The following is a 25,995-nucleotide window of genomic DNA, read 5'->3' on the forward strand; positions in this document are numbered from 1 at the left end:
GGATTATGAAGGCTAATAGGGGTGCCATCAGCGGCACATTCGTGTTTTCTTTGGGGGCGTGGGACATGAATGAAATCAGCGACCGGGTTGCAAAGGTTGCTACCGTTTTCACTCATATCGACTTTGCCGTAACGCGGTCATTCCTTGAAGGGCACGGCATTGTGGTGGTTGATTTACCGACCACGACAATCACCAACTTCGGTCATTTCGCCAATGCCATGGGTGGTGTGCCGGTGCGCGTACCACTGCGGCAGGCGCAGGCTGCAATCAATCTCCTGCTGGAGGCGGACCGCGGCGACCATGAGATTGCGCAGGAAAAGCCGGAACGAGAACCGGCCACAGCGTCCAAGCCGAAAACTCTTCTCGGCAGAATGGGTGAACTTCTGTGGTATATCTTTTTCGGCAGTGGCACTGCGGCACCACCCTATAAGGGGCGGATCGTGCATGGCCATTGGAAGCATGTGGATCAGCATGAACTGATGTGACGGATCCTTTCGGGCTGGCTCATTCCATCTCGCGTGCACACGGCCCCTGCTGGCCCGGCGAACCGGGCAGCAGGGGCCGTGTCGGTTCGCCGCGCTTTAGAGGGTCTTCAAATATTCCAGAAGGGCGTGCTTTTCCGCATCCGGTAGCGTGGTGCCGAATTCGTGGCCGCAGCGGCTGTTGCCGGAATTGCGGTTTTCACAGCCTGTGGTCACGGTGGTGGATGTGAGGCCGCTTTGGGCTGCGGCAAGGCCAACCTTTTCAATATCGTAGTCACGGCCAACATTGAATTGCGCAGGGCGCTCTGCGGCTGGTTTGAGAAGGTCTGCCAGCGTGGGAACGGAGCCGTTGTGCAGGTAGGGCGCAGTTGCCCAGATGCCCTGCAGGACGCGCGATTCATATTTGAAATCGGTCGATCCATCCGGCGCGGTCTTCTTCATGACCGTGCGGCCTTCGCCACGCGTTCTGGGGAAGGCTTCCTTCAGCTCCTGCATGCGCCCCGGCAGGCTCAGTTCTGGGATGCTGGAGCTCTTGGCTACGGCAGACGGGGCGGATGCAAGAAGCGATACAACATTCATGCGACCATCCAAAAGCATGCTGCCATAGTGCTGCAGAATGCTGCCAGCCACGGCAACGGTCAGGATATCGATCGACGGTTCGGTCTTGCCAAGCTTGTCGTTTGCGAACGGAATACGCGCACCCTGCATGACGCCGGTCGCGGCGGTCCAGTTCATGGTGTCATACTCACGGCTGTCAGTGCCGACATCCAGAATGGGTGTGGCCCATGTCTTGTTGAACAGGCGTTGTTTGCCCGGTTTGATGCCGTGACAATCGGCACAGCCATTGTTGCCGGAGCTGTTGAAGATAGCGGCGCCCTGTGCGGCCAGCGTCTGATCAACCGGGAAGGGGTATTTTGGCGGACCCATCTTCTGGATCAGCCCTTCAAGGGTGGAAAGCCCACTGAAATTGGTGGAGTTGCCGGTCAGGTAATCATAACCGAGCAGGGACCATTTTTCCTTTTTCGGCGCGAATTCTCCGAACACGCCATAGACTTCGCCCACATTGCGGGCAAGGCCCAGAAGATCGCTGCCATTGGCGGCAAAACCCGGCCACTGGGTATAATCCTGAATGGAAGCATTCCACAGGAAGGGGTAGCGGACCGGCGCATCTGCCGGCTTGATATTGGCGACCATCAGATTGGAAGGCGGTGGGCCGATATCCAGCCCCGTCAGCCGGTTGAAGATCATGCCGACCGCATCCAGACGACCAACGCCCCAGCTTTCATGCGGAACGCCGTTGGCCACGATGGCATTGAAACGCTGCGTCCACAGCCGGAATTCCGTTTCCAGCCATGCCCGGCTGTTGGGGTCCTGATACTCCGTTCCCAACACTTCGCGGGCAAAGGCCTCGTAGGCCGTCTTGTCATTAACCACCGCCTGCGTGGCATTGTTGACGTCCACCAGAAGGCCGTGGAAATCCACCAAGGCCGGTCCACCATCAATGCGGTATCGCGTGCCGGAGACAGCGATTTCGCGCGTATGACAGGCCGAACAGGTCATGCCGACCATCTGCTGCTCGTCATCACCCGTAACCGGAAAGCCGACGGGCAGACCCATGGACGGGCCTTCCATCGGCAGGTATCCATAGCGGGCGAGACCATCGGCAAGAAAGCTCGTTCCATCCGGATGCTTGAGCGCCTGCAGCCACGACAGCGCGATAAATCGCGAGCCTTGATCCTGTGTATAGTACAGGTTTCGCGTGGTGGCGTTCCAGTTGTTGCCCTGATCGGTATAGACGATTTGCTGCGCCGTGACCGGCGCGGTGAGACAGAGCGAAAAGACGCCAGCCATCAATGTTGGTGAAAAACGGAATGTCATATGCAAATACCCCACTCAAGCTCCAATGGAAAAACCCCATCGCAGAGTGCTAGTGCAGGTTGTGTTATTCAATTATAAATATTCGTATGTGATCTTTTACACGTATAACGGTACTTGCTAAAGAGCTTATGGAGCTTTGCTGTTGCAGACACTCGAATTTGCGCATCGCTGATCCCATATATGGGCAAACAGGGAGAAAACCCGTGATCCAGTTCGACAATTCCTATGCGCGCCTTCCAGAGCGGTTTACCGCCGCTGCCTTGCCCACGCCGGTTGCAGCACCCTTGCTGCTTGCATTCAACCACCCCTTGGCATCGGAGCTTGGGCTTGAGGTTGAAGGCGTTGATGACGCGCGGCTGGCGGCGCTGTTTTCCGGCAATGCCGTGCCGCAAGGGGCGGAGCCGCTGGCCATGGCCTATGCGGGCCATCAGTTCGGCAATTTCGTGCCGCAGCTTGGTGACGGGCGGGCGATTCTGCTGGGCGAAGTGATTGATATCAATGGCAAACGCCGAGATATTCAGCTGAAGGGCGCAGGGCCAACGAAGTTTTCACGGCGCGGCGATGGGCGGGCGGCGCTAGGGCCGGTGTTGCGGGAATATATCGTCTCTGAAGCCATGCATGCGCTCGGCATTCCCGCCACGCGCGCGCTGGCGGCGGTGGCGACGGGTGAGCGGGTGCAGCGGGAAACCGGTCTGCCCGGTGGCGTGGTCACGCGCGTGGCGGCAAGCCATATCCGCGTCGGCACGTTCCAGTTTTTTGCGGCAAGGGAAGATAATGAGGCCATCAAGGTGCTGGCCGATTACGTGATTGAGCGGCACTACCCGCATGTGCGGGAGGCAGAGAGGCCTTATTACGCCATGCTTCAGGCCATTGCCGAGCGTCAGCGTGCGCTGGTGTGCCGATGGTTGATGGTGGGGTTCATCCATGGCGTGATGAATACCGACAATGTTGCGATATCAGGCGAGACGATTGATTTCGGGCCATGTGCCTTTATGGATGAATATAATCCTAACAAGGTGTTTTCCTCGATCGATGCGAACGGGCGATACGCCTATAACAGCCAGCCGGGCATTGCCCAGTGGAACATGGCGCGGCTGGCGGAATGCCTGCTGCCACTGCTGGATGAAGATGCCGAAAAGGCTGTGGAGCTGGCCAATGGCGTGCTGGCGGAGTTTGCCACGGATTTCCCGAAACGCTGGCTTTCCGGCATGCGCGAAAAGCTGGGGCTTTCGACCGCAGATGACGCCGACGAGCAACTGGTGCAGGATCTGCTGGCGCTGATGCAGCGCAACGAGGTGGATTTCACGCTGACCTTCCGGCGTCTATGCGACGCGGCCGATGGCAGCCCGGAGGCGTTTCGCGGCGCCTTTACCGATCTGGCCGGGGTTGACGAATGGCTGGCGCGCTGGCGGCAGCGGGCATGGCGCGAAAGCGCAACCGAGAGCGACCGCGCAAAGGCCATGCGGGCGGTCAACCCGGCGCGCATTCCCCGCAACCACCGCATCGAGGAGCTGATTGCAGCGGCTGTGGAAGATGGTGATCTTGAGCCGTTCCACGCCATGTTGAAAGCGATCCAGCGGCCCTATGAGGAGCTGCCGGAGTTTGCGGTTTACGCGCAGGCGCCGATGGGGCATGAGCGGGTGTTTCGGACGTTTTGTGGGACGTGATAGTTGGGAACTAAGGGTGGGGTAAGCCCCACCCACCGTACAGATGGAACTACCCCACCTTCGCCAGACCCTCACGGGTCGCATAATACTGACCGAAGCGGTTGGCAAGGAAGTCTGCCAAGCCAATATCTTCCTGTTTCACAAAGCCTTTTTGCGGCAGTTTGTCCTGCGCCAGCAGGTCGAGAACCGTGGTGATGCCTGCGGCGGTGGTGATCTGGATTGCGCTCATCATGCGGCCGGAAACGGGGCCGGAATAGACCTTGTGGGCATAGGTTTCCTGCATGAAGCGGTTGCCTTTGGTGCCGCAAACGGTGACGAAGACGATGACGACATCCTGCATGGTGGCGGGCAGGGCGTTTTCGAACAGGTCTTTCAGAACATCGCGTCGGTTGCGCAGGTTGAGGTCGTTGAGCAGCGCCTTCATGATGGCAACATGGCCGGGATAGCGGATGGTGCGGTAATTCATAGTACGCACCTTGCCTTCCAGCGTAGACGCCAGCGTGCCAAGGCCGCCGGAGGTGTTGAAGGCCTCATAGGTCATGCCGTCAAGCGAGAATTCCTCGCGCTCCTCAAGGGCTGGAACGGCTGTGAGGCGTCCCTCGACAATGGCTTCGCAGGGCTCGATATATTCGTTGATAAGGCCGTCCGTGCTCCAGGTGAGGTTATAATTCAGGGCGTTGGACGGATATTGCGGCAGCGCGCCGACGCGCATGCGAACGCTATCCAGCTTGTCGAAACGAGCGGCGAGATCAGCCGCGACGATGGAGATGAAGCCGGGCGCGAGGCCACATTGCGGGATGAGCGCGCATTCGGATGTTTCGGCGAGTTTCTTGACCTTGCGGGTGGATTCCACGTCTTCGGTCAGGTCGAGGTAATGGGTGCCGACGGCAACAGCTGCCTCGGCAATGCCGGCGGTTAGGTGGAAGGGTGCTGCTGATAGCACCGCGAACTTGTCTTTCAGCAGTGCCTGAAGGCCGAGGCGATCTGTAATATCGACCACTTCGGTATCGATGCGCTCATGGGCGGGAACATTGGCAAGCTGATCGACCGAGCGGTCTGCGACGGTTACCCTGTAATCGCCAGTGACGGCCAGCATCCATGCGATGGCAGAGCCGATATTGCCTGCGCCGATAATGACGATGTGTTTCATGATGTCCCCTCAGACTGATTGTTGAGGTAACAGGATGCCGCTTTTTGTGAAGGATTCGTAGCTTCACTTTGTACGAAACTCCTGCCATATTTGTGCATATCGCCAAGGGGAAGATGCACAATGCCGATAAGTGACAAGGACCGGGCGCTGCTCGCGCTGCTATCGGACAATGCCCGGATGCCGGTGGCGGAACTGGCGCGCAAGCTTGGCCTTTCCCGAACGACGGTGCAGGCGCGCATAGAGCGGCTGGAAGCTGACGGCGTGATTGCGGGCTACGGCATCAAGCTTTCCGAAAGCTACCTTTCCGGGCTGGTGCGGGCGCATGTGCTGATTACCATAGCGCCCAAGGCGCTCGCAGGCGTGACGGCGGCGCTGGCGGCCATCAAGGAGGTGACGACGCTGCATTCGGTGAGCGGCACCTTTGACCTCATCGCCATCCTCGCCGCCCCCTCAATCGCAGATCTCGACCGGCTTCTCGACCATATCGGCGCGCTTGATGGCGTGGAGCGGACGCTGTCTTCGGTGATTCTCTCGACGCGCATTTCGCGGTGAGATGGGCTATTCTTCGTAGTCGAAATCGTCATCTATCGTGAGGGATGGCGGTTTCTGCTGACCATGCCGAACTGTGAGAATCACGATTTCATGGCGGCGAACTTCGTAATCCACGAGATAGACGCCCATGACGAAACGGCGGATGCCAGCCAAGGGAAGGTCTTCGGCCTCGTGGCCGATTTGATGTAGTCCCTCGCTAATGGAGAAACGACCAGTTTCACGCGGCAGCGCCTTTCACGATGTGATCGACCTCGTCAACCAGATCATCGAGATCAACAGCTTCGCCTCTATCGATCTGCTGGTGAGCCTGCGCGAGGGTGAGGATATCCCGGCCTTCGGCAGCGAGATATGATTTCAAGGCGCGTACGAAAACCCAGCTACGCGTTCTATCACAGGCGGCGGCGATCTCTTCGATCTCTGCCAGTACGTCTTTCGGGAGACGCATGGTGATGGGGTTGGATAGATTTCTTTGATCTTCCATCGAATTTTCCTCGATTTGTAATACAAAGATAGGGCGGTTTTCCACTTTCGTCAAAGGATTTGTCGCCACCTCACGCCGGGTCCGTGCTGCCGCGTCTGGCCTTGAAGAACATTTTCAGGCGTTGGGTGGTTTCGAGTGTCCAGCCCTGAGGTTGGGTGACTTCGAGCCAGGCGTCGATGTAGTGTTCCGGAGCGTAGACGTGGCCGTAGCCGATGGGGGCGGTGGTGGCGGCTGCGACGTCGAGGAGAAGTTGCAGGCCGGTGACGACGGGGAACCAGCGGAAGGATGAGGAGATATCGCGCCCGCGCGGCTGGGCCATCCATTGCGGGCGGCGGTAGAAGGCTGAGGTTTCGAAGAAGGTGATGGGGTCGCTGGCATATTGCAGATAGACGATGCGCATGGGTCCCCATTGGGCATCCGGCAAGTGGGCGCTGCTATATTGATCCGCGAAACGGATGACCGAGGAATCGCGGAATTTCGGCAGCCAGTAGGGTGTGCCCGCAACGCGGCCTGATGTGGCCATGCGCCATGTGGGGCTGGAAAAGGGCGGGCCGCTCCACAGCGCGCCTTGGAAGGGATCTGCCAGAACATCGTAGAGATCCGAGGACTTTTGACTGTTCAAAGCGCCGAGGCTGAGGCCGTGCAGATAGAGCTTCGGGCGTGTTTCCTTGGGCAGCGTCGTCCAGTAGCCGTAGATGGCCTCGAACGAGGCGCGGGCGGTTTCCACGCCGTAATCCGGCTCTGTCAGAAGCGCGATCCAGCTGGAGAGATAGGAATATTGCACGGCAACGGTGGCGACATTGCCATTGTGCAAATATTCAAGCGTATCAATGGCTTCCGGGTCTATCCAGCCAGTGCCGGTGGGGGCGACGATGACGAGCGTTTCCCGCGCAAAACCGCCGGTACGCTTTAATTCCTCAAGTGCCAAGGCTGCGCGTTCCGCAGGGGTGGCACCGGCATTCAGCCCGGCATAGACGCGGATCGGCTCCATGGCCGGGCGGCCTGTGAAGGCGGAGATGTCAGTGCTTTGCGGGCCGGTGGCCACGAATTCCCGACCGCGACGACCGAGCGATTCCCACGTCATGAGGGACGCGGCGCTGCCGGTTTTCAAGGAATTTGACGGGCGCGGCACATCCGGCTCTATGAGGCTATCCACCTGCTTGAGCGAGCTATCTGCAAAGCGCAGGCCGATATCGACGATGAGGCCGTTGAGGAGAAAGAAGGCGAGGATGGCGGCGGCGGCGATGCCCACGACATTGGCAAGGCGGTGCGGCAGAAAGCGGCGGCTGCGCTGGGAAAACATGCGCCTGATAATTTGAAACAGACGACCGAAACCGAGCAGAAGCGCTGCGATGATGACCGCTATGGCACCCGTTCTGAAGCGGTGGGCGCTATCCAGCGGCTCCAGCTCCATCAACACGCGGATGGAATTTTGCCATGTGGCCGACTGCCACAGGAACCCCACAGCAGCAACGATGGCGGCCAGCGATACGACGAAAAGCACGCCGCGCTTATCATGCCGCGAGGGTTGCGGCAGGCCGAGATAGATGGCGACATCCTTGACGAGGATGCCGATGAGATAGCCGATGCCGAAGGAAAAGCCGCTGAGGACGCCCTGCATGACATAGGTGCGCGGAAGCAGCGATGGCGTGAGCGATACGCATAGCAACACGGTGCCAAAAACGATGCCAGTGCTCGAAAGCGGCATGGACAAATGCCTGATCCATCTCAAAATTCTGCGTCCTTCCAAATTGTTGAGCTGATTGTAATATGACCCCGGAGTGGGTGGAAGAGATAATTTTCAAAATAATAGGAAAATAATCCTTGACGGCGTGACGGTCGTTTGATAGGTTTATGGCACAGTCGGAAAAGTGCGGATGAGCCACGGTGCTGGCTTCTGCGCTATTCTATTTCGGCTTTGTGTCGTTCCTTTCACAGACGACAAGGGCAACCCATGACAATGACAGATGATTGCGACCTCTCGCTTTACGGCGAGTGGCCGAAGACGTGTGTTTATGGCGCTGACGCTGTGGCACTGGAAACGAAATCTGTTGCTATCGATGCGGCAGCTTCCACCACAGACGGCACCATTGACGGGCCGGATGAGGTGTGGCGGCTGCTGAACGAGATGACGCAGGAGATGCGTGAGCAGTTTCGGTTTTTTCGCGAGTTGCGCGAAGGGGCGGGGGCGGCGCTGGAAGGTGTGGCCGACGATGCGGCGGGCAAGCTGGCCCGGGCCGATGTTAAGGCCGCGACCGATGCGATCTCGCTCATCGTTCGTACGCTGGAAAAGATAGACACGCTGCAACGGCAACTGGCCCGCGACCGGGAAACGGTGGCTGAGAGCGAAGCGGACAATCAGGATTATGAGGAGGCCGTGGCCTTCTTCCAGAGGCGGATCGATGAGCTCGTCGAGCAAAAAATGCGGGCAAGGCTTGTCGCTGCCGGTCTTTCGCCGGACGAAAAGCCGGATGAAGGCGGAAAATGACGCGGCTCGGTCCAACTGTATCGCCCTTGTTGAGGGGGATGGGACAGGCCGCCACGAGGGCATGCGAAACCGGATGGAAATGCTTCTGGCACTCAGACATCAAAAGCAGCACGTCACGCGCTTCAACCGCGACTGGCGGTTTGTGGGCAATGATGCGCAGCAGCCACCGCCGGGCGACTGGCGCAACTGGCTGCTGATTGGCGGGCGCGGTTCCGGCAAGACACGGGCCGGGGCCGAATGGGTTCATCGGATTGCGTCCGCCGGGGATCGTTCCGACCTGCGCATTGCGCTGGTGGCGGAAACGCTGGGGGATGCCCGCGAGGTGATGATCGACGGCATTTCCGGCATATGCAGGATTGCAAGGCGAAAACGACCTGACTTCGAGGCAACGCGCCGCAGGCTGGTGTGGTCGAATGGGGCGATGGCGCAGATCTTTTCATCCGAAGACCCGGAAAGCCTGCGCGGACCGCAGTTCCACTTTGCATGGGCCGATGAGCTGGCGAAGTGGCGCTATGCGCAGGAAACCTGGGACATGCTGCAATTTGGTCTTCGCCTTGGCGAGTACCCGCAGCAACTGATTACGACGACGCCAAGGCCGATACCGCTTTTGAAGACGCTGATGGCGGACCCGGCCAGCCGGATTGTGCGGATGCGCACCCACGACAATGCCGACAACCTGTCTCCCGGCTTCATCGAGGCCATGGTGAAACGCTATGGCGGCACGCGGCTGGGGCGGCAGGAGCTGGATGGCGAGCTGATTGCGCAGCGCGACGATGCGCTGTGGAAGCGGGCTGATATTGAGGCGATTTTCGATGAAAAGCCTGATGCTCTCATGCGCATTGTGGTGGCGGTGGACCCGCCAGCGGGAAGCGGCGAGGGGTCCTGCTGCGGCATCGTGGTGGCGGGCATGGGCATTGACGGGCGGCTGTGGGTGCTGGCGGATTGCTCCGTTGAGGGCGCAACGCCTGCCGGTTGGGCCAAGGCCGTGGTGGCGGCCCACCACCGCCATGAGGCCGACCGCGTGGTGGCTGAAGTGAACCAAGGCGGCGAGATGGTGAGCGCCATGCTGAAAAGCATCGACACCACTCTGCCGGTGACGATGGTGCGGGCAAGCCGGGGTAAGTTTACCCGCGCCGAGCCGATTGCCGCACTCTACGAGCAGGGGCGAGTGCGCCATGCGGGGCGGTTTGAAAAGCTGGAGGACCAGATGACGGATTTCGGGCCGGGCGGACTATCATCGGGGCGCTCTCCAGACCGGCTGGATGCGCTGGTCTGGGCGCTGACGGCGCTGGCGATGGAAACCATGGCCGAGCCGAGGGTGCGGGGAATGTAAGGGGCATTCCTGTGGTGAAAATGATTGAAATCAGATGCTTGGGTGCTCTGGTTGAAGACAGACATTCTGCTGCATGGCACTATTTCGATTGAAATTGCGGTTCTGTGAACCTTAGCACTAAGACCCATGCTGCGCTTAGGAATTCTGCAAGACATCAGCAGGCGCCTTTAACACATACGAGCGGAACGAAACCTATCATGGCCCTCGGAAGTAACAATGATTGAGCAGGTGATTATCGAGCGATTGCCAATGGTTGCATTCTACTCGTCCGTATTGATGTCGTTTCTTTTGTTTCTTCACGCTGATTTCAATACTAAAAGACGACGTCGCTGGATGGTTTTTCTGAGCGCATGGCTTGTCAGTTATATCGTCATTGTGGTGACCGTATCTATCGTCGATTTCTATATTTCCTGGCGAGTGAACACTTTCGATCTGGATGGAAACCAAATGTTTTCGGCCAGAGAGATGCAAGGCGATTTTGCATATTGGTCGAACGCCGAAGTGGTCGATACAGCGCGGACTTTTGTTCTATTTACCGGCTTTATTCCTGCTGGGCTTGCTGTGTGTATCGCGTATTTTCTCACGCTTTTTCGTCGTGGCGCATGGATTTTGATAGGTCTTACCCGCCGATAGTTTTGGGTAAAAAGTCCCGCTGTGGTGGGAAATTACATCGAGGGCGTTCTATTATTATGGGCGGCGTTAGCGCGCGATTCCACGTTGACCTCTTTGGCTCCTGCTGTGGAAATAATTCGAGAAGCTGATGACATCCGGGTGAATTGCGCTTTTCCCAGCGAGGGCAAACGGATACATCCTTTGCTTGTATATTCGTGCCGACGATGGAAGACTAAATGCCTTATGAGCTGCTGATCATCACGAGAGTTGTTTCCTATAGCTGGTTCATACCTCCATTTCTGCTTTTTTGGCGCGCTGACAACACATCGCGCACCCGCCGAAAGTGGACGTCCTTTTTATGGATATGGCTTGTCAGCTACGTCTACATCGTGACGTCGGTATTGCTGATTGACGAGTATGTTTCTTGGCGTCTCAACACCTTCGATCTGGATGGCAGTCAGAGCTTCACTGATGAAGAGCTTATTGGAGAAGCTGGAAAATGGTATGATGCCATGGTCAGGGACACTGCCCGCACGGTTATACCGATTACGGGGGTCATATTTGCGACGATTGCCATTATCGGTGGGTATGTGATGACGCTGATCCGTCGCGGTCTCGGTAGGCTTATACGCGCGGTCCGATAGTCTGACGGTCAGTTATGCCTGTTCATTGTGGAGACTTCTGTCGATCTGGGGCCACGACGGCCTAAACTGCCTAATGCAGGCATGTTTCAAAGAGGGGCACGCTGCGCCCCTCTGCCAACTTACTTCTTTGGTGCCTGCGAAGGTTTGGTCTGCGCGGAGACTTCGCGCATCTGACGCCATTCGTTTTCAAGACGGTCGTAGGTGGTCTGGGAGATCGTCGATGTCATGGCATTTCTCCTCGCGGGTTTGGCGCGTTTATCGCGCGGTCTGAAACAGAGTAGGCGGCCAGTTGTTCCCCAATTCAAGGTAAATTTTTCCCTTAAATCGGTTCGTAAAAAATAAAATCGATTAGCAGATTTTTAAATCGATTTAGGGTGTGTGAATTAACCTATTAAAACCTGTGGTTTAAATTGCGGCAATGTTAGAAAGGTGATGACGGTGTTTGATAGACAGCGATTTTTCGCAGCGATTCGCAATGCGCCATTCTCGGGAAAGTTGAGTGGGGGGCAGGTGCAGGGCACTGAGCTGGTGCTTGACCAATTCGAGAGAATTGCACCTGATGGCGATGCGCGGCATCTGGCCTATATGCTGGCGACGGCGTTTCATGAAACGGCGGCGACGATGCAGCCGGTGCGCGAGACACTGGCCGCCAGCGACGATGCGGCGATCATCATTCTCGACCGGGCCTATGCGGCAGGGCGGCTGGGGCAGGTGAGTTCGCCCTATTGGCGGCGCGATGCCGAGGGCAAAAGCTGGCTGGGGCGCGGACTGGTGCAACTGACACACAAGCGAAATTACGAGGCGATGTCGGCTGTGACCGGGATTGATCTCGTTGCGCGACCGGAGCGGGCGATGGAGCCGGAGACATCTGCCACGATACTGGTGGAGGGGATGTTGCGGGGCAGTTTTACCGGCAGGCGGCTTTCGCACTATTTCAACGCACAGAGCGAGGATTGGGTGGGTGCGAGATCCATCATCAACGGGCGTGACCGCGCGGAATTGATTGCCGGATATGGGCGAGGCTTCAATGCCGCCCTGACAGCCAGCCGGATTGAACCTGCGGCGGTGGGGTGATAGCGATTTCTACCCACAGATTTGCGTCATAGGTGCCTTCATGATCCGCCATATTGTTTTCTTCACCGTGCCCGAAGCCAACCGCGATGCGGTGCGCAAGGGGCTTTCCGGCCTGACCGCGATTTCCCATGCGCTGAAGCTGGAGATTGGCGAGAACGTGAAGAAGGACCAGTGGGGCAATCAGGTCGATTTCATCGTCTATGGCGAGTTTGAAGACGAGGCGGCACTGGCAGCCTACAAGGCCGACCCGGCCTATCAGCTTTCCACTGATACTGTGAAGCCACTGCGCGACACGCGGGTGGCGGCTGATTTCGACAGCGACCGGGCGGTGAAGACGCCGATTGGCTAAGGGGTAAGCCACCGGGCTTGCGCCAGATTTTTCCATAAAGGACAGGATCCATGCGATTTTTTGGTCATCTGCCGTGGCGGCGCCCGGCGGAGCGCACAGCTGTGCGCGAAGAAAAGGCGGCTGGCGGTTTTCTGGTGCTCTCAGGCGAAACGGGGCGGGCGCATTGGTCCGGGCGCGGTTATCAGGCGCTGTCTCGTGAGGGGTTTATGCGCAACCCGGTGGCGCATCGTGCGGCGCGCATGGTGGCGGAGGCTGCGGCCTCCGTGAACTGGCTGCTGTATGAGGGCGACCGCGAAATTGGCGAGCATGCGCTGCTGCGATTGCTGGCAAGGCCCAATGGGCAGATGAGCGGGCCGGATTTTTTCGAGGCGCTTTACGGGCATCTGCTGCTATCCGGCAATGCCTATATAGAGCCTGTGATGGTGGGCGAGCGGCTGCGAGAGCTACATCTGCTGCGCCCTGATAGGGTCAGCATCATTGAAGGGGGCGATGGGTGGCCAGCGGCCTTCGACTACCGTGCCGAGGGGCGAGCTGTGAGGCGAATTGCCGCCGACCGGGATGGGCTGGGCCTGCTGCACCTGAAGCTCTTCAACCCGCTGGACGACCATTGCGGTTTCTCGCCGCTGGCGGCGGCGGGTGCAGCGCTTGATCTGCACAATGCAGCGAGTGTGTGGAACAAGCGCCTGCTGGACAACTCCGCCCGTCCATCCGGCGCGCTGGTCTACCAGCCGAAAGAGGGCGGCAACCTGACCACCGACCAGTATGACCGGCTGAAACGGGAGCTGGAGGAGGGTTATGCCGGGGCGGTGAATGCGGGGCGACCGCTGCTTCTGGAAGGCGGGCTGGACTGGAAAAGCATGGGCCTTTCGCCCCGCGACATGGATTTCATGGAGGCCAAGAACGGCGCAGCACGCGACATCGCGCTTTCGCTGGGCGTGCCGCCCATGCTGCTGGGTATTCCCGGCGACAATACCTATGCCAATTATCAGGAGGCGAACCGGGCCTTCTACCGGCTGACGGTGCTGCCGCTGATCAATCGCACGGCGGCGGGGCTTTCCGGTTGGCTGGCACCTCTGTTTGACGGCGCGGTGCGGCTGGAGCCGGATCTCGACCGGATTGCCGGACTTTCCATCGAGTGCGATGCGCTGTGGACGCGGGTGGGGGCGGCGGCCTTCTTGAGCGATGACGAGAAGCGCGAGGCGGTGGGGTATTGAGGCCGTAGAGCCTGACGCATTCCTCAACCAGTTTCTTAAAGCCTGGAATCCGTTTGTGAGCCGGTGCCGCCAAGTGATTCCGAAGATTCAACAAATCACGACACACGAAAAGCAGGTGCTGGGCAACCTGTGCACACCTTCCCCTTACTCTAACCCGGAATGGTTTCTCATGTCTGAATTTGCCAATGAGAGCAGCATCTGGGCTGCTCGTTTTACCGGGGCCGTGGCGGGTGCCGGGGTTTCGCTGATCTATCTGTTGCCGCAGACGCACCATGAGGCGGCGAGCCGGTTTTTGACCGGGCTGGCCTGCGGCATGATTTTTGGTGGGCCGGTGGGGCTGTGGATGGTGCAGCGGCTGGATATTGCCGATGGGCTTTCCAGCCAGGAAATCATGCTGACCGGTTCTGCCGCAGCAAGCCTCTGCGCCTGGTGGGGGCTGGGCGTGATGGTGCGGGTGGCCGAGCGTTACGCCGCCCGCCCCAAGCCCTGACCCGACTTTAACGTTTCCCAAAATCTCAGGAGATTTTCATGCACGCTTATCGCGGGCCACGGCCCGCCACGCGCAAATTTGCCAATCTGGAGCTGCGCGGCATTGCCTTTGACGGCACGTTTTCCGGCTATGCCAGCGTGTTTGGCGAGGTGGATCTGGGCCGCGACGTGATCGAGCCGGGGGCTTTCCGCCGCTCCATCGAGGAGCGGGGCGCTGGCGGCATTCGCATGCTGTACCAGCACGACCCCAACCAGCCGATCGGCGCGTGGCGCACCATTCGTGAAGACGAGCGCGGCCTGTTCGTCGAGGGCGTGCTGGCGCCTGATGTGGCCAGGGCCAAAGAGGTTCACTCGCTGATGAAAACAGGCGCGCTGGACGGGCTTTCCATCGGCTTTCAGACGGTGCGGGCGGGCAAGGCCGCGCGCGGTGGCATTCGCCGCATTCTGGAAGCCGATCTCTGGGAAATTTCCGTCGTGACCTTTCCCATGCTGCCATCCGCACGGGTTTCGAACGTCAAGCAGGCACGGTTCTTCCGCGACCGGGAAACCGAGCTTGTGCGCAGCATGCGCCGCGCCGCCAAGAGCCTGGCCGATAGCAGCTTCCGGCGCTGAGACGCGCTTCAATCCCATCCATCACAACAGAGGAAGACCCCATGACTGAACAGACATCCTTGCAGGCCGTTGCTCCGCAGACCAAGGCCGTGCCGGAAACCATGACGGCGGCTTTCGATGATTTCATGGAAGCCTTCGAGGCGTTTCGTGAAACCAATGACCAGCGGCTGGGTGATCTCGAGCGCAAGATGACGAGCGATGTGCTGACGCGCGAAAAGCTTGACCGCATCGAGAAGGCGCTGGACGATAACAAACAGGCGATGGACGAGCTTTCGCTGAAAAAGGCGCGGCCTGCGCTGGGTGCACGCAGGGCGGCATCGGCTCAAACGCAGGAGCACAAGTCGGCCTTCGAGGCCTATATTCGCCGGGGCGACGAGGGTGCGTTGCGCGAGTTGGAAGCCAAGGCCTTTGCCGGGAATGCCGGTGCCGATGGCGGATTTTTGCTGCCGACCGAAACCGATAGCGAGATTGGCAAGCGCATGGCGGTGGTTTCGCCGATGCGTGCGCTGGCCACGGTGCGGCAGGTTTCCGGTGCGGTGCTGAAGAAGCCCTTTGCGCTGGCAGGTCTTTCCACCGGCTGGGTGGCCGAGACGGCAGCGCGCCCGCAGACCAACACGCCACAGCTTGCGGAAATGGCCTTTCCGACCATGGAGCTTTACGCCATGCCAGCGGCGACGCAGGGGCTGCTGGATGATTCCGCCGTGGACATTGAGGCGTGGATTGCCGCCGAAGTGGATGTGGCTTTTGCCGAGCAAGAAGGCACCGCCTTTATTTCCGGCGATGGCGTGAACAAGCCGAAGGGTTTGCTGGCCTACGAGACGGTGGCGAATGCCTCCTATGCCTGGGGCAAGTTCGGCTACCTTGCAACCGGTGCGGCGGGTGCCTTTGCCTCCACCGGGCCGCTGGATGTGCTGGTTGATACCGTCTACTCGCTGAAAGCGGGGCATCGCCAGAACGGCACCTTCCTGATGAACCGCAAGACGCAGTCTGCCCTGCGCCGCTTCAAGGACACGACCGGCAATTACCTGTGGCAGCCGCCAGCTTCTGCGGGGCAGCCCGCCGCGCTGATGGGCTTTCCGGTGGCGGAAGCCGAGGACATGCCGGATGTGGCGGCCAACAGCATGGCCATTGCCTTTGGTGATTTCCGTGCCGGATATCTTGTCGTGGACCGCACCGGCATCCGCATTCTGCGCGACCCCTATTCGGCCAAGCCTTACGTGCTGTTTTACACCACCAAGCGCGTGGGCGGCGGTGTTCAGAATTTTGAAGCCGTGAAGCTCATCAAGTTCGCCGCCAGCTAAGGCGGTTGTCTGTTGTTTGAGGTGAGGGGTGGGGCAGGCGCGGCCACCCCTCACTTGCGATTTCTAACGCTTGAGCTGTGCTCAAGACGTTGAAATCGCTTTCTCTCCCACAAGGGGAGAGATAACCCAGCCGCGCCTTCGATATCGATTTCCCGCTCGAGGACGAAGACACCATGACCTATGCACAGATTACTCCGCCGCAGGCGGAGGCGCTGACGCTTGCCGATGTGAAAGCGCATTTGCGGGCAGATGGCAATGACGAGGATGCGTTGCTGACCAGCCTGATCAGAACCGCCCGCCAACATCTGGAGCGCCAGACCGGGCTGTGCCTGATGCGCCAGACCCTTCGGCTCTATCTCGACGGCTGGCCGCGCGATGGGGTGATTCAGATTGCCAAGGGGCCGGTGCAAGCCATCGAAAAGATTCTGGTTTTCGATGATGCGGGCGACCCTTCCGATATGACTGCCATCGATAAATTCCTGGACGGGCAGGCACGGCCAGCGCGGCTGTGGCTGCGCCAGCCGCCAGCACCCGGCCAGCCGCTGAACGGCATCGAAATCGATTTTACCGCAGGCTTTGGCGAGAGCGGCGCCGATGTGCCCGACACGCTGAAACGGGCCATGCTGGTGCATATCGCCCATATGTTTGCCTTTCGTGGTGTCGTTTCCGCAGCCGACCAGCCTGCGGGCGTGCCTGCCGGATATGACAGGCTGGTGGCACCCTTTTGCAGGCTGGGGCTTTAAGCCATGAACCTGAGTTTTCTCGACCCCGGCCAGATGACGGCGCGTCTGGACCTCGAGGTAAGCCAAGACGTGGCCGACGGGCAGGGCGGCGTTGTGGCCGGATGGGCGGCACTGCGATCTTTCTGGGCGGCCATCGAACCGGTATCGCAGGGGTCCTATGAGCGGGCCTCTGCCGATGGCGTGGCGGTGACGCACCGGATCTGGGCCATGTTTCGGGACGATGTTGCGACGGGCATGCGGCTGCGAAAGGGTGCGCGCATCTTTGCCGTGAAATCCGTTACCGATGCCGATGAGACGCGCCGCTTCATCATCTGCCGCTGCGAGGAGGAAAGCCGATGAGAGCGGCCAACGCATTGTTGCGGGCCATTCACGCACAGCTGAAAAGCGACGCCGCACTGACGGCGCTGGTGGGCAGCAACGGCATCGTCGACCGGCTGCTGCCGAGGCCGGTGTTTCCCTGCGTGGCCTTTGGCGAAATTGAAAGCCGCCCCTACGCCACGGCGTCCGAAGGCGGTGAGGAGCATATTGTCACGCTGGAAGTGTGGAGCGACGATGGCGGGCGCAAGCTGGCGCAGGACATTGCCGTGCGGCTTCTGGCCGTTCTGGATGATGCATCGCTGGTGCTGGGCGGCAATATTGCGCTGGTCAGCCTTTTCTTTCGCTCCAGCCGTTCCGTGCGGCAGACGAAATCCCGGCAGTTCTTGACCGAGATCCGGTTTCGCGCCGTGACGGAATAGCACCTGCTTTTTATCCACTTTATCCATTTTGAAAGGACGAGCCATGGTGGCGCAGAAGGGCAAGGACCTGCTGCTGAAGATCAACAATTCCGGGACTTATGTGACGATTGCGGGCTTGCGCACGAAGCGGCTGGCCTTCAACGCGCAGACCGTTGACGTGACAGACTCGGAAAGTGCCGGGCGCTGGCGGGAGTTGCTGGCGGGGGCGGGCGTGCAGCGTGCCGGACTGACGGGATCCGGCATATTCAAGGACGTGCAGAGCGACGCGCTGGTGCGCACGCAATTTTTTGCCGGGACAATTTTGACCTATCAGATCGTCATCCCGGATTTCGGCACGCTGCAAGGCTCCTTCCAGATTAGCGCGCTGGAATATTCCGGCCGCCATGACGGCGAGGTGCAGTTTGAAATCGCGCTGGAATCCGCTGGCGCCATTACCTTTACGGCCTTGTGATGGGGGCGGCCAATTTTGGGCGCGCCAACCGCAGGCGTGGTGAGGTGGAAGCGGTGCTGGATGGCGAGCGGCGGATTTTGTGCCTGACGCTGGGCGCGCTGGCGGAACTGGAAACAGCCTTCTGCGCCGATGATCTGACCGGGCTTGCGGAACGTTTTGCTAGTGGGCGAATGAAAGCTGCCGACATGATCCGCGTGATTGGCGCGGGTCTGCGCGGCGCGGGCAATGTGTTTTCCGACGACGACGTGGCGACCATGAGCGTTGAGGATGGAATTGCCGGTTATGCGAAGATCGTGGGAGACCTCCTGACCGCGGCCTTTGCTGGAACCGGCACGGGAGGGGAGGCGCACGCTTCCCCCTGAAAGCCGCAGCGGGCGAAGGCCCGGCGCAGGACACCAGACCCTTTCCCTGGGACGAGGTGATCCATGCGGGCCTGAGCCTGCTGCGGCTTTCCCCTGACATATTCTGGGCGCTGACGCCGCTGGAATTCTTCGCCATGACCGGTGGCTTGAGGCGACAAGCGCAAGCCTTGAACCGGCACGGGCTGGACGATTTGATGCGGCAGTTTCCGGACGGATGAGAGGTCAAGGCAGTCTGAAAAAGGGCTGCACTTTCAACCCACTGGCTTCTCCACTTGAATCAGAAAGGTAAGGCCGATGGCTGACGAGACGAATTTTGCCGACCAGCGGGACGATGCGCAAGCGCTGGTCTCTGTGATGGACGATCTGGAAAAGCGATCGCAACGGTTTGGCTCGGCCCTGACCTCTGCATTGCAGGCAGCCACGACAGGCGGCAAAGGGCTTGATAGCGTTTTGCAGGGGCTTGGCACACGGCTTTCCAACATAGCCTTGTCTGCCGGATTGAAGCCGCTGGAGAACATGCTGTCGAGCGCCGTTAGCGGGCTGACATCGGGCGCAGGATCACTGTTTGCCTTTGCCAATGGCGGTGTGCCGGGGCGGGTGACGCCCTTTGCCGATGGCGGGGTGGTTTCCAGCCCGACATTCTTTCCCATGGGCGGCGATATGGGGCTGATGGGCGAGGCGGGCAGCGAGGCCATTCTGCCGCTGAAACGCGGTGCCGATGGGTCTCTGGGTGTCGCCGCTGGCGGTGGCGGCGGTGGCGCGCAGATCGTGTTCAATGTGACGGCAAGCGATGCGGCGAGTTTCAGGCGCAGCGAAGGGCAGATTTCCGCCATGCTGGCGCGCAGCGTGGGGCGCGGACAGCGCGGGCTGTGAGAGACGCCTCTCATACGGCTCCGGCATTTATTCGATAATTCAGGAAAATCAGAATCATGGCGGCATTTCATGAGGTGCGGTTCCCGCTGCGGCTGGCGCTGGGAACCAGTGGCGGACCCGTGCGGCGGACCGATATCGTCAACCTGTCCAACGGGCGGGAGAACCGGAACCAGCGGTGGCGAAATTCCCGACGGGCCTATGATGCGGGGTCCGGTGTCCGCTCGGTCAGCGACCTCTATGCGGTGCTGGAGTTTTTCGAGGCGCGCGGCGGGCAACTCTTCGGCTTCCGGTTTCGAGACCCCGTGGATTTCCGCTCCTGCCCGCCGCTGACCGTGCCGACGGCGATGGACCAGCGGATTGGCACCGGCGATGGCGTGACGGCGCGGTTTCAGCTTTCCAAGACCTATGCCGATGCGGCAGGCGGCTGGACGCGCAATATTGCCAAGCCGGTGGCGGGTTCCGTGTTGGTTTCGGTGAATGGCGTGGCGGCGACGGGTTTCACGACAGACCATGAGACTGGCATCGTTACCTTTGCGGGGGGCCAGGTGCCTGCCGCCGGTGCGGCCATACGGGCGGGGTTCGAGTTCGATGTGCCGGTTCGCTTCGACATCGACCGCATCGATGTGAGCCTGAGCGCCTTTGAGGCCGGACGCATTCCTTCCATTCCTCTTGTGGAGATTTTGCCGTGAAGAACGTGCCAGCAGAGCTTGCCGCGCATCTGGAAGGTGAGGTGACGACGACGTGCCAGTGCTGGAAGGTGAGCCTTCGCGATGGGGCCGTGCTGGGTTTTACCGAGCATGACGAGGCGCTGACCTTTGGCGGCGTGACCTATCTCGCGGCCAGCGGTTTTCAGGCGGGTGAAAACGATAGCGAAACCGGACTGGCGGCGGCGAGCGGCGAGGTGGCGGGTGGCTTTTCCAGCGAGGCGGTTGATGAGGCCGATCTGGCGGCGGGCCGCTATGACGGGGCGAAGGTGGAGCTTTACCTCGTCAACTGGCAGGCGCCGGAGCAGCATGTGCTGCTGAAGGTGCGCGAGATTGGCGAGGTGACGCGGGCGGGCGGTGCCTTCAAGGCCGAGCTGCGCAGTTTTGCCCACCAGCTCAGCCAGCCGCAGGGGCGGGTCTATGGGCGGCGCTGCGATGCAGCGCTGGGGGATGCCAGATGCAAGGCCAATGTTGCAGCATTTCGCGCAACTGGGGCAGTCGTTTCCATCAATGGCACGGGGCGGATCGTTGTTTCGGGGCTTGGCAGTTTCGCGGAGGGGTTTTTCCGACAGGGCAAGCTTGCCTTCTCAAGTGGGGTGAATGCGGGCCGCAGCTTCGATCTGGATGACCATGCGATGCGGGACGGGGTGGCTGAGCTGAGTTTCTGGTTGCCGCTGGAGGCAGCGCCTGCGCCCGGCGACGCGTTCACCGTGACCGCTGGCTGCGACAAGAGCTTTGCGACATGCAAGGCGAAGTTTTCCAACCAACTGAATTTTCGAGGGTTTCCGCACATGCCGGGGGCAGACTTCGCCTATTCCTATGTGACGAGCCGCACGCAACATGATGGCGGAGCACTGTTTTGATGGCCGATATGGGAGAGCAGGTTTTAAGCCTTGCGACAAACTGGATCGGCACGCCCTATCGGCATCAGGCCTCCACCAGGGGTGTGGGCTGCGACTGCCTTGGGCTGGTGCGCGGCATCTGGTGCGAGCTTTATGGCGACGAGCCGGAACTGCCACCGCCTTACGCCCGCGACTGGGCCGAGCGCAGCGGGGAAGACCGGCTGATGGACGCAGCGGCACGGCATTTTGAGATTGTGCCAAGCCTTGGCGAGGCGCATCCGGGTGACATGGTGCTGTTTCGCTGGCGGACGGACTGTGCGGCCAAGCATGTGGGCATTCTGGCCGGGGCAGATCACTTCATTCATGCCTATGAGGGGGCGGCGGTCTTGCGCTCTGCACTGGTGCCTTCCTGGCGAAAACGCATCGCTGGTATTTTCCGATTTCCGCGGAGGTGAGTGATGGCGACCTTGGTTTTACAGGCGGCGGGTGCCGCCATCGGCAGCATTTTCGGGCCGGTTGGTGCCATGATCGGCAGGGCGGCGGGTGCGTTGGCAGGCAGTGCGCTTGACAGCGCGATGCTCTCCTCCTCGAAAACCGTCACAGGGGCACGGCTTTCCACGGCGCGTATTCCCGGTGCCGAAGAAGGTGGGGCGATAACGCGTGCCTATGGCACGGTGCGCATTGGCGGCACGCTGATCTGGGCCACGCGCTTTGAGGAAAGCGTGACGCGGGAGCGGCAGGGCGGCAAAGGCGGTGGCGGCAGTTCATCGACCACGGTCGAGACCTATAGCTATTTCGCAAATCTGGCCGTGGGCCTGTGCGAGGGTGAGGTTGCGCTGGTGCGCCGGGTGTGGGCGGACGGGCAGGAGCTTGATCTGACCGGCATCGAGATGCGCTTTTACCCCGGCAGCGACGACCAGCTTCCCGACCCGCTGATCGAGGCGCGGCAGGGGGCTGGCAATGCGCCAGCCTATCGCGGGCTTTCCTATGTGGTGTTCGAGCGGTTGCCGCTGGACAGTTTTGGCAATCGCATTCCGCTGTTTCAGTTCGAGGTGGTGAGGCCCATTGGCAAGCTGGAATGCCAGATCCGTGCCGTAACCGTTATTCCCGGCGCGACCGAACATGGATACTCGACGGTTGCGGTTTCCGAGCGGGCGGGCGCTGGCGAAAGCCGGGTGATGAACCGCCACACATTGACGGCGGCCACCGACTGGCAGGCCTCGATGGATGAATTGCAGGCGCTGTGCCCCAATCTGGAAAGCGTGGCGCTGGTGGTGGCGTGGTTTGGCACGGATATGCGGGCGGGCGAATGCCGCATTCTGCCGGGGGTGGAGGTGGCCTTCCGTGACCGCGAAAGCGCGCATTGGTCTGTGGCGGGCATGGGGCGGGGGCAGGCGCGGCTGGTGAGCAGGCGCGATGGTGGCCCCGCCTATGGCGGCACGCCAAGCGATGCTTCCGTTTTGCAGGCGATTGCCGACCTCAAGGCGCGTGGGTTGAAAGTGTGCCTCTACCCCTTCGTGATGATGGATATTCCCGCAGCCAACGGCTTGGCCGACCCCTATGGCAAGGCCGAGCAGGATGCCTATGGCTGGCGGGGCAACATTACCTGCCACCCGGCAGCGGGAATGAGCGGCAGCGCCGACAAGACGGCGGCTGCGCGCACGCAGATTTCCACCTTCTGTAACCGTGCAGACGGCTATCGCCGCATGGTGCTGCATTATGCGGCATTGGCAAAACAGGCGGGCGGGGTGGATGCGTTTCTGATCGGCTCCGAACTGCGTGGGCTGACGCGGGTGCGCGACGGGGCAAGTGCCTTTCCCTTTGTCGAAGAACTGGTGCGGCTTGCGGGCGATGTGCGTGCCGTTGTCGGCGCTTCGACAAAGCTGACCTATGCTGCCGACTGGAGCGAGTATTTCGGCTACCACCCGGCAGACGGCACCGGCGACGTGTTCTTCAACCTCGATGCGCTGTGGGCGAGCACTCACATCGACGCTATCGGCATCGACAACTACATGCCGCTTTCCGACTGGCGTGATGAGGATGTGCAGGGTGGCAATCCCGACAGGTTTGACGGGCCTGACGATGTGGCGGGCTTTGGCCGATCCATTACGGCGGGTGAGGGGTTCGACTGGTATTATGGCGGTGATGCGGACCGGGCGAGCCGCACGCGCCGGGCGATTTCGGATGGCATGAGCGGCAAGCACTGGGTCTATCGCTACAAGGATCTGGGCAGTTGGTGGCAGAACCGGCATTATAACCGCGTTGGCGGTGTGGAAAGCACAAGCCCAAGCGCCTGGGTGCCGGGCATGAAGCCGATCTGGTTTACCGAACTGGGGTGCCCGGCGATCGACAAGGGTGCGAACCGGCCCAACACCTTTATCGACCCGAAATCATCCGAAAGCGCCTATCCGCATTTTTCCAGCCGGATGCGCGCCGACAGCCAGCAGCGGCGGTTTCTGGAGGCGCATCACGACCACTGGAAGAGCAGCGCACCACCGGCGGGGATGGTCGATCCTAACAGGATTTTCGTGTGGACATGGGATGCGCGGCCCTATCCGGCCTTTCCGCAGGATGTGGCAACATGGAGCGATGGCGCCAACTGGCGCACCGGGCACTGGCTGAACGGCAGGCTGGGCGCGACAACGCTGGCAGACCTGATCACCGCCGTGCTTCAGGATCACGGCTTTGAGGATTTCGACGTTTCTGCCGTGACGGGCGATGTGACAGGCTATGCGCAGGCCGATGTGACGGCGGCCCGCAGCCTGCTGGAGCCGTTGCTGGAGGCATTTCAGGTTCATGTCATCGAGGACGGGGGCAAGCTTCGGTTCATCTCTCGCGGACGGGCGGCCACACGCACCAAGGTGATTTCGGCCTATGCCGACAGCGAGGATGCTGCTTTGTGGTCCGAGGCGCGGGGGCATGACAGCGATTTTGCCGCTGAAGCCGTGCTGACGGCGTATAACCCGGCGCTGGATTACGAGCAGGCCAGCGTTCGTTCTCGCCGCATCGACAACGCCGGAAACCGGGTGCTGCGATACGATCTGGGCGCGGTATTGCCGCAGGAAACCACGCAGAACATGGTGGAAGCGCTGCTGCGCGACAACCGGCTGGCGCGCCGCACGGTGAGCTTTTCGATTTCGCCCAGCGACATTGCACTGGACCCCGGCGATTGCGTGGAACTGGTGGATGGTCCCGCCGGGCGGTTCATCGTGAGCCGTATCGAGGATGGCGACCTCAGACGCATCGAGGCGCGGGAGTTTGCACCTGCGGCGTTGACCGTTTCGCTTGAGGGAGAAGCGCCACGCGCGAGCGCGAGCGGCGCATCCAGCGGGTTTGACCCCGACATCGTGCTGATGGACCTGCCGCGCTTTGAGGCGGGCGAGGCGCAGAGCTTTGCGCGGGTGGCGGCCTTTGCGCGGCCATGGCGGCGCATGGCGCTTTCCGTTTCTGCCGGGACTGAAGGTTATGTGGGACGGGTGCTGCTGGACCAGCCTGCGAAGATCGGCGCGCTTGCCAGTGGCTTGCCGCCGGGCCTTGCGGGACGGTTCAACGGGGCTGGCGCCATCGACCTCACGCTGCCCTATGGCGATCTGTCATCGGCGTCCGATCTGGCCGTGCTGAACGGCGCAAACCGTATTGCTATTCGCAGCGAAAATGGTGCCTGGGAGGTGGCGGCGTTTGCGCTGGCGCAGGAGACATCGTCAGGCCAATGGCGGTTGACGCGGCTGTTGCGCGGGCTTGCTGGAACAGAAGATGCCATGGCGGCGGGCGCTGCTGCAGGCGCCGAAGTGGTGGTGCTGGATGCTGGCGTGGTGGCGATAGGCCTTCGTGCCGAAGAGCGCGGACTGCAACTGAACTGGATCGTCGAGGCGGCGGGTGCGCAGGTTTCACGCGTTGGGCCTTTTGCCTTTGCGGGCGGCACGCGAGCGGAAACGCCGCTTGCGCCGGTGCATCTGCGTGGCCTTCGCACAGCCGCCGGTGTGCGGCTGACATGGGTGCGCCGGGGACGTGTGGAGGCCGATGGCTGGGACGCGGCGGATATTCCGCTGGACGAGATTTCCGAAGGCTACCGGGTCGAGGTGCTCTCCGGCATCACGGTCCGGCGCGTGATGGAGGTGGGCGAGTCCGCCTGCCTTTATGCAGCAAGTGATGAGCTTGCCGATTTTGGTGCGGCACAAAACACGCTTTCGGTGCGGGTGCGCCAGCTTGGCCGGGCCGTGCCGCTGGGCATTGCGGCAAGCCGCACGCTCAGGCTTTAAACTTCACAATAACGTCAACCGAAAGGACCAAAAATGGACGATATGAAAGCCTGGTATCAATCGAAAACCATCTGGGGTGCGTTGATTGCGGTGCTGGCGCCGCTGTTGCATGTGGTGGGATTGAACCTGCCCGGCGGCTTTGAGGACGAGCTTGCGGAAGGGCTTGTCACGGTTGCGGGCGGCGTGGGCGGGCTGATAGCCCTGTACGGACGCCTCTCTGCGACGAGTGCAATCAAATAGCGCGATGCGTTGTTGCACGGCAGCGTAGTGACACGCGCGCTGCCGTGCAACGCAACATGGTGGCCCACATTCATTTGCCATTCAGAAGGTTTGCGCTACATATTTGACCATGAGTTCGCTTCGGCGTGCATCCGAATTGTCTGTGGAAGTTATTTGCAATGGCATCACCTATCATCATCGCGACGCTAGCAGCCGGGCTTTTTGGCCTTCCTGCGCCGCAGGTGGGTGTGCCGGAAGCACCTTCGCAGGGCCAGGTTCAGCAGGTGGCCAGCGATTGCACCCGTGCCGTATCCCGCGTGGTGCGTGAAACGGGCGGGCAGCTTCTTTCGGTCTATCCTTCCAATGATGGCGAAAATTGCGTCGTGACCGTGCTGGTGCAGGGCAATGGCGAGCGCCCGCGCAAGGTGACCATGCGCGTTCCGATGTAGAGCGTCGCAATTCCTCAAAAACTGGTATAG

At 60.6% G+C, this 25,995-nt stretch carries 31 protein-coding genes; 26 read left to right on the forward strand and 5 right to left on the reverse strand.

Annotation, left to right across the window (positions count from 1 at the left end; genetic code table 11):
* The first annotated feature begins 65 nt into the window (after window positions 1–65).
* A complete protein-coding gene (locus RQI55_RS10090) occupies window positions 66–485 on the forward strand; it encodes a hypothetical protein (RefSeq protein WP_243256413.1) in 420 nt (139 codons plus the stop codon).
* A 96-nt stretch (window positions 486–581) separates the two neighbouring features.
* Here RQI55_RS10090 and RQI55_RS10095 read toward each other — a convergent pair whose 3' ends face one another.
* On the reverse strand, window positions 582–2,360 hold the full coding sequence (locus tag RQI55_RS10095; RefSeq protein WP_243256412.1) for a di-heme-cytochrome C peroxidase: 1,779 nt from the start codon (window positions 2,358–2,360) through the stop codon (window positions 582–584).
* 206 nt (window positions 2,361–2,566) lie between these two features.
* Here RQI55_RS10095 and RQI55_RS10100 point away from each other — a divergent pair, with 206 nt between their 5' ends.
* Complete coding sequence (locus tag RQI55_RS10100) at window positions 2,567–4,027, forward strand: YdiU family protein (RefSeq protein ID WP_243256984.1); 1,461 nt, start codon at window positions 2,567–2,569, stop codon at window positions 4,025–4,027.
* 49 nt (window positions 4,028–4,076) lie between these two features.
* Here the strand turns inward: RQI55_RS10100 and RQI55_RS10105 are convergent, their stop codons facing one another.
* A complete protein-coding gene (locus tag RQI55_RS10105) occupies window positions 4,077–5,177 on the reverse strand; it encodes a saccharopine dehydrogenase family protein (RefSeq protein ID WP_243256411.1) in 1,101 nt (366 codons plus the stop codon).
* A gap of 120 nt (window positions 5,178–5,297) precedes the next feature.
* On the opposite strand from RQI55_RS10105, the gene RQI55_RS10110 reads away from it, so the two are divergent.
* Complete coding sequence (locus RQI55_RS10110; RefSeq protein ID WP_243256410.1) at window positions 5,298–5,729, forward strand: Lrp/AsnC family transcriptional regulator; 432 nt, start codon at window positions 5,298–5,300, stop codon at window positions 5,727–5,729.
* Between the two features lie 6 nt (window positions 5,730–5,735).
* On the opposite strand, the gene RQI55_RS10115 is transcribed toward RQI55_RS10110, so the two are convergent.
* The 3 genes from RQI55_RS10115 to RQI55_RS10125 all read right to left on the reverse strand — a co-directional run bounded on the left by RQI55_RS10115 (window position 5,736) and on the right by RQI55_RS10125 (window position 7,918).
* Window positions 5,736–5,882, reverse strand: coding sequence for a hypothetical protein (locus tag RQI55_RS10115; protein ID WP_162196029.1), 147 nt, complete (start codon window positions 5,880–5,882; stop codon window positions 5,736–5,738).
* Window positions 5,883–5,946: 64 nt separating this feature from the next.
* Window positions 5,947–6,174, reverse strand: a complete 228-nt coding sequence (locus RQI55_RS10120) for a CopG family ribbon-helix-helix protein (RefSeq protein ID WP_409233716.1) — start codon at window positions 6,172–6,174, stop codon at window positions 5,947–5,949.
* Between the two features lie 106 nt (window positions 6,175–6,280).
* The gene (locus tag RQI55_RS10125; protein WP_409233709.1) at window positions 6,281–7,918 is read right to left on the reverse strand and encodes an alpha/beta hydrolase; all 1,638 of its coding nucleotides are present in this window, start codon (window positions 7,916–7,918) and stop codon (window positions 6,281–6,283) included.
* A gap of 246 nt (window positions 7,919–8,164) precedes the next feature.
* On the opposite strand from RQI55_RS10125, the gene RQI55_RS10130 reads away from it, so the two are divergent.
* The 23 genes from RQI55_RS10130 to RQI55_RS10240 all read left to right on the forward strand — a co-directional run bounded on the left by RQI55_RS10130 (window position 8,165) and on the right by RQI55_RS10240 (window position 25,965).
* Window positions 8,165–8,698: a hypothetical protein gene (locus RQI55_RS10130; protein WP_243256407.1), complete on the forward strand. Its 534-nt coding sequence runs from the start codon at window positions 8,165–8,167 to the stop codon at window positions 8,696–8,698.
* Window positions 8,699–8,771: 73 nt separating this feature from the next.
* Window positions 8,772–10,031 (forward strand): DNA-packaging protein, encoded by a 1,260-nt coding sequence (locus RQI55_RS10135; protein WP_243256983.1) that lies wholly within the window; start codon window positions 8,772–8,774, stop codon window positions 10,029–10,031.
* A gap of 216 nt (window positions 10,032–10,247) precedes the next feature.
* A complete protein-coding gene (locus tag RQI55_RS10140; protein WP_243256406.1) occupies window positions 10,248–10,664 on the forward strand; it encodes a hypothetical protein in 417 nt (138 codons plus the stop codon).
* Window positions 10,665–10,879: 215 nt separating this feature from the next.
* Entirely contained in the window at window positions 10,880–11,287 is a 408-nt protein-coding gene (locus RQI55_RS10145; protein WP_243256405.1) for a hypothetical protein, read from the forward strand.
* 432 nt (window positions 11,288–11,719) lie between these two features.
* On the forward strand, window positions 11,720–12,361 hold the full coding sequence (locus RQI55_RS10150; protein WP_243256404.1) for a hypothetical protein: 642 nt from the start codon (window positions 11,720–11,722) through the stop codon (window positions 12,359–12,361).
* A 40-nt stretch (window positions 12,362–12,401) separates the two neighbouring features.
* Window positions 12,402–12,710, forward strand: coding sequence for a Dabb family protein (locus RQI55_RS10155; protein ID WP_243256403.1), 309 nt, complete (start codon window positions 12,402–12,404; stop codon window positions 12,708–12,710).
* A gap of 50 nt (window positions 12,711–12,760) precedes the next feature.
* Window positions 12,761–13,924 (forward strand): phage portal protein, encoded by a 1,164-nt coding sequence (locus RQI55_RS10160; protein WP_311272531.1) that lies wholly within the window; start codon window positions 12,761–12,763, stop codon window positions 13,922–13,924.
* Window positions 13,925–14,093: 169 nt separating this feature from the next.
* Entirely contained in the window at window positions 14,094–14,414 is a 321-nt protein-coding gene (locus RQI55_RS10165) for a DUF6107 family protein (protein ID WP_192063667.1), read from the forward strand.
* A gap of 38 nt (window positions 14,415–14,452) precedes the next feature.
* A complete protein-coding gene (locus RQI55_RS10170; RefSeq protein ID WP_243256401.1) occupies window positions 14,453–15,025 on the forward strand; it encodes an HK97 family phage prohead protease in 573 nt (190 codons plus the stop codon).
* Between the two features lie 41 nt (window positions 15,026–15,066).
* Window positions 15,067–16,326, forward strand: a complete 1,260-nt coding sequence (locus tag RQI55_RS10175; protein WP_311272532.1) for a phage major capsid protein — start codon at window positions 15,067–15,069, stop codon at window positions 16,324–16,326.
* Window positions 16,327–16,499: 173 nt separating this feature from the next.
* Window positions 16,500–17,069 (forward strand): head-tail connector protein, encoded by a 570-nt coding sequence (locus tag RQI55_RS10180; RefSeq protein ID WP_243256399.1) that lies wholly within the window; start codon window positions 16,500–16,502, stop codon window positions 17,067–17,069.
* Window positions 17,070–17,072: 3 nt separating this feature from the next.
* Window positions 17,073–17,408, forward strand: coding sequence for a phage head closure protein (locus tag RQI55_RS10185; protein WP_243256398.1), 336 nt, complete (start codon window positions 17,073–17,075; stop codon window positions 17,406–17,408).
* On the forward strand, window positions 17,405–17,806 hold the full coding sequence (locus tag RQI55_RS10190) for a DUF3168 domain-containing protein (RefSeq protein WP_243256397.1): 402 nt from the start codon (window positions 17,405–17,407) through the stop codon (window positions 17,804–17,806). The genes RQI55_RS10185 and RQI55_RS10190 overlap by 4 nt, the downstream gene beginning before the upstream one ends.
* Before the next feature lie 43 nt (window positions 17,807–17,849).
* Entirely contained in the window at window positions 17,850–18,257 is a 408-nt protein-coding gene (locus RQI55_RS10195) for a phage major tail protein, TP901-1 family (protein ID WP_042618327.1), read from the forward strand.
* Window positions 18,257–18,619: a gene transfer agent family protein gene (locus tag RQI55_RS10200; protein ID WP_042618328.1), complete on the forward strand. Its 363-nt coding sequence runs from the start codon at window positions 18,257–18,259 to the stop codon at window positions 18,617–18,619. The genes RQI55_RS10195 and RQI55_RS10200 overlap by 1 nt, the downstream gene beginning before the upstream one ends.
* Entirely contained in the window at window positions 18,616–18,837 is a 222-nt protein-coding gene (locus tag RQI55_RS10205; RefSeq protein WP_192063877.1) for a rcc01693 family protein, read from the forward strand. The genes RQI55_RS10200 and RQI55_RS10205 overlap by 4 nt, the downstream gene beginning before the upstream one ends.
* A 76-nt stretch (window positions 18,838–18,913) precedes the next feature.
* Window positions 18,914–19,492 (forward strand): phage tail tape measure protein, encoded by a 579-nt coding sequence (locus RQI55_RS10210; RefSeq protein ID WP_243256396.1) that lies wholly within the window; start codon window positions 18,914–18,916, stop codon window positions 19,490–19,492.
* Between the two features lie 56 nt (window positions 19,493–19,548).
* On the forward strand, window positions 19,549–20,181 hold the full coding sequence (locus RQI55_RS10215; RefSeq protein WP_243256395.1) for a TIGR02217 family protein: 633 nt from the start codon (window positions 19,549–19,551) through the stop codon (window positions 20,179–20,181).
* Complete coding sequence (locus tag RQI55_RS10220) at window positions 20,178–21,059, forward strand: DUF2163 domain-containing protein (RefSeq protein WP_243256394.1); 882 nt, start codon at window positions 20,178–20,180, stop codon at window positions 21,057–21,059. Before RQI55_RS10215 ends, RQI55_RS10220 begins: the two co-directional genes overlap by 4 nt.
* Complete coding sequence (locus tag RQI55_RS10225; RefSeq protein ID WP_243256393.1) at window positions 21,059–21,493, forward strand: NlpC/P60 family protein; 435 nt, start codon at window positions 21,059–21,061, stop codon at window positions 21,491–21,493. The genes RQI55_RS10220 and RQI55_RS10225 overlap by 1 nt, the downstream gene beginning before the upstream one ends.
* A 3-nt stretch (window positions 21,494–21,496) precedes the next feature.
* On the forward strand, window positions 21,497–25,297 hold the full coding sequence (locus RQI55_RS10230) for a glycoside hydrolase/phage tail family protein (protein ID WP_243256392.1): 3,801 nt from the start codon (window positions 21,497–21,499) through the stop codon (window positions 25,295–25,297).
* A gap of 33 nt (window positions 25,298–25,330) precedes the next feature.
* On the forward strand, window positions 25,331–25,537 hold the full coding sequence (locus RQI55_RS10235; protein ID WP_042618335.1) for a hypothetical protein: 207 nt from the start codon (window positions 25,331–25,333) through the stop codon (window positions 25,535–25,537).
* 158 nt (window positions 25,538–25,695) lie between these two features.
* A complete protein-coding gene (locus RQI55_RS10240) occupies window positions 25,696–25,965 on the forward strand; it encodes a hypothetical protein (RefSeq protein ID WP_243256391.1) in 270 nt (89 codons plus the stop codon).
* Window positions 25,966–25,995 lie beyond the last annotated feature (30 nt).

It is taken from the genome of Rhizobium sp. WCS2018Hpa-16 (assembly GCF_031843705.1).
GTDB classification, from domain to species: domain Bacteria; phylum Pseudomonadota; class Alphaproteobacteria; order Rhizobiales; family Rhizobiaceae; genus Agrobacterium; species Agrobacterium tumefaciens_C.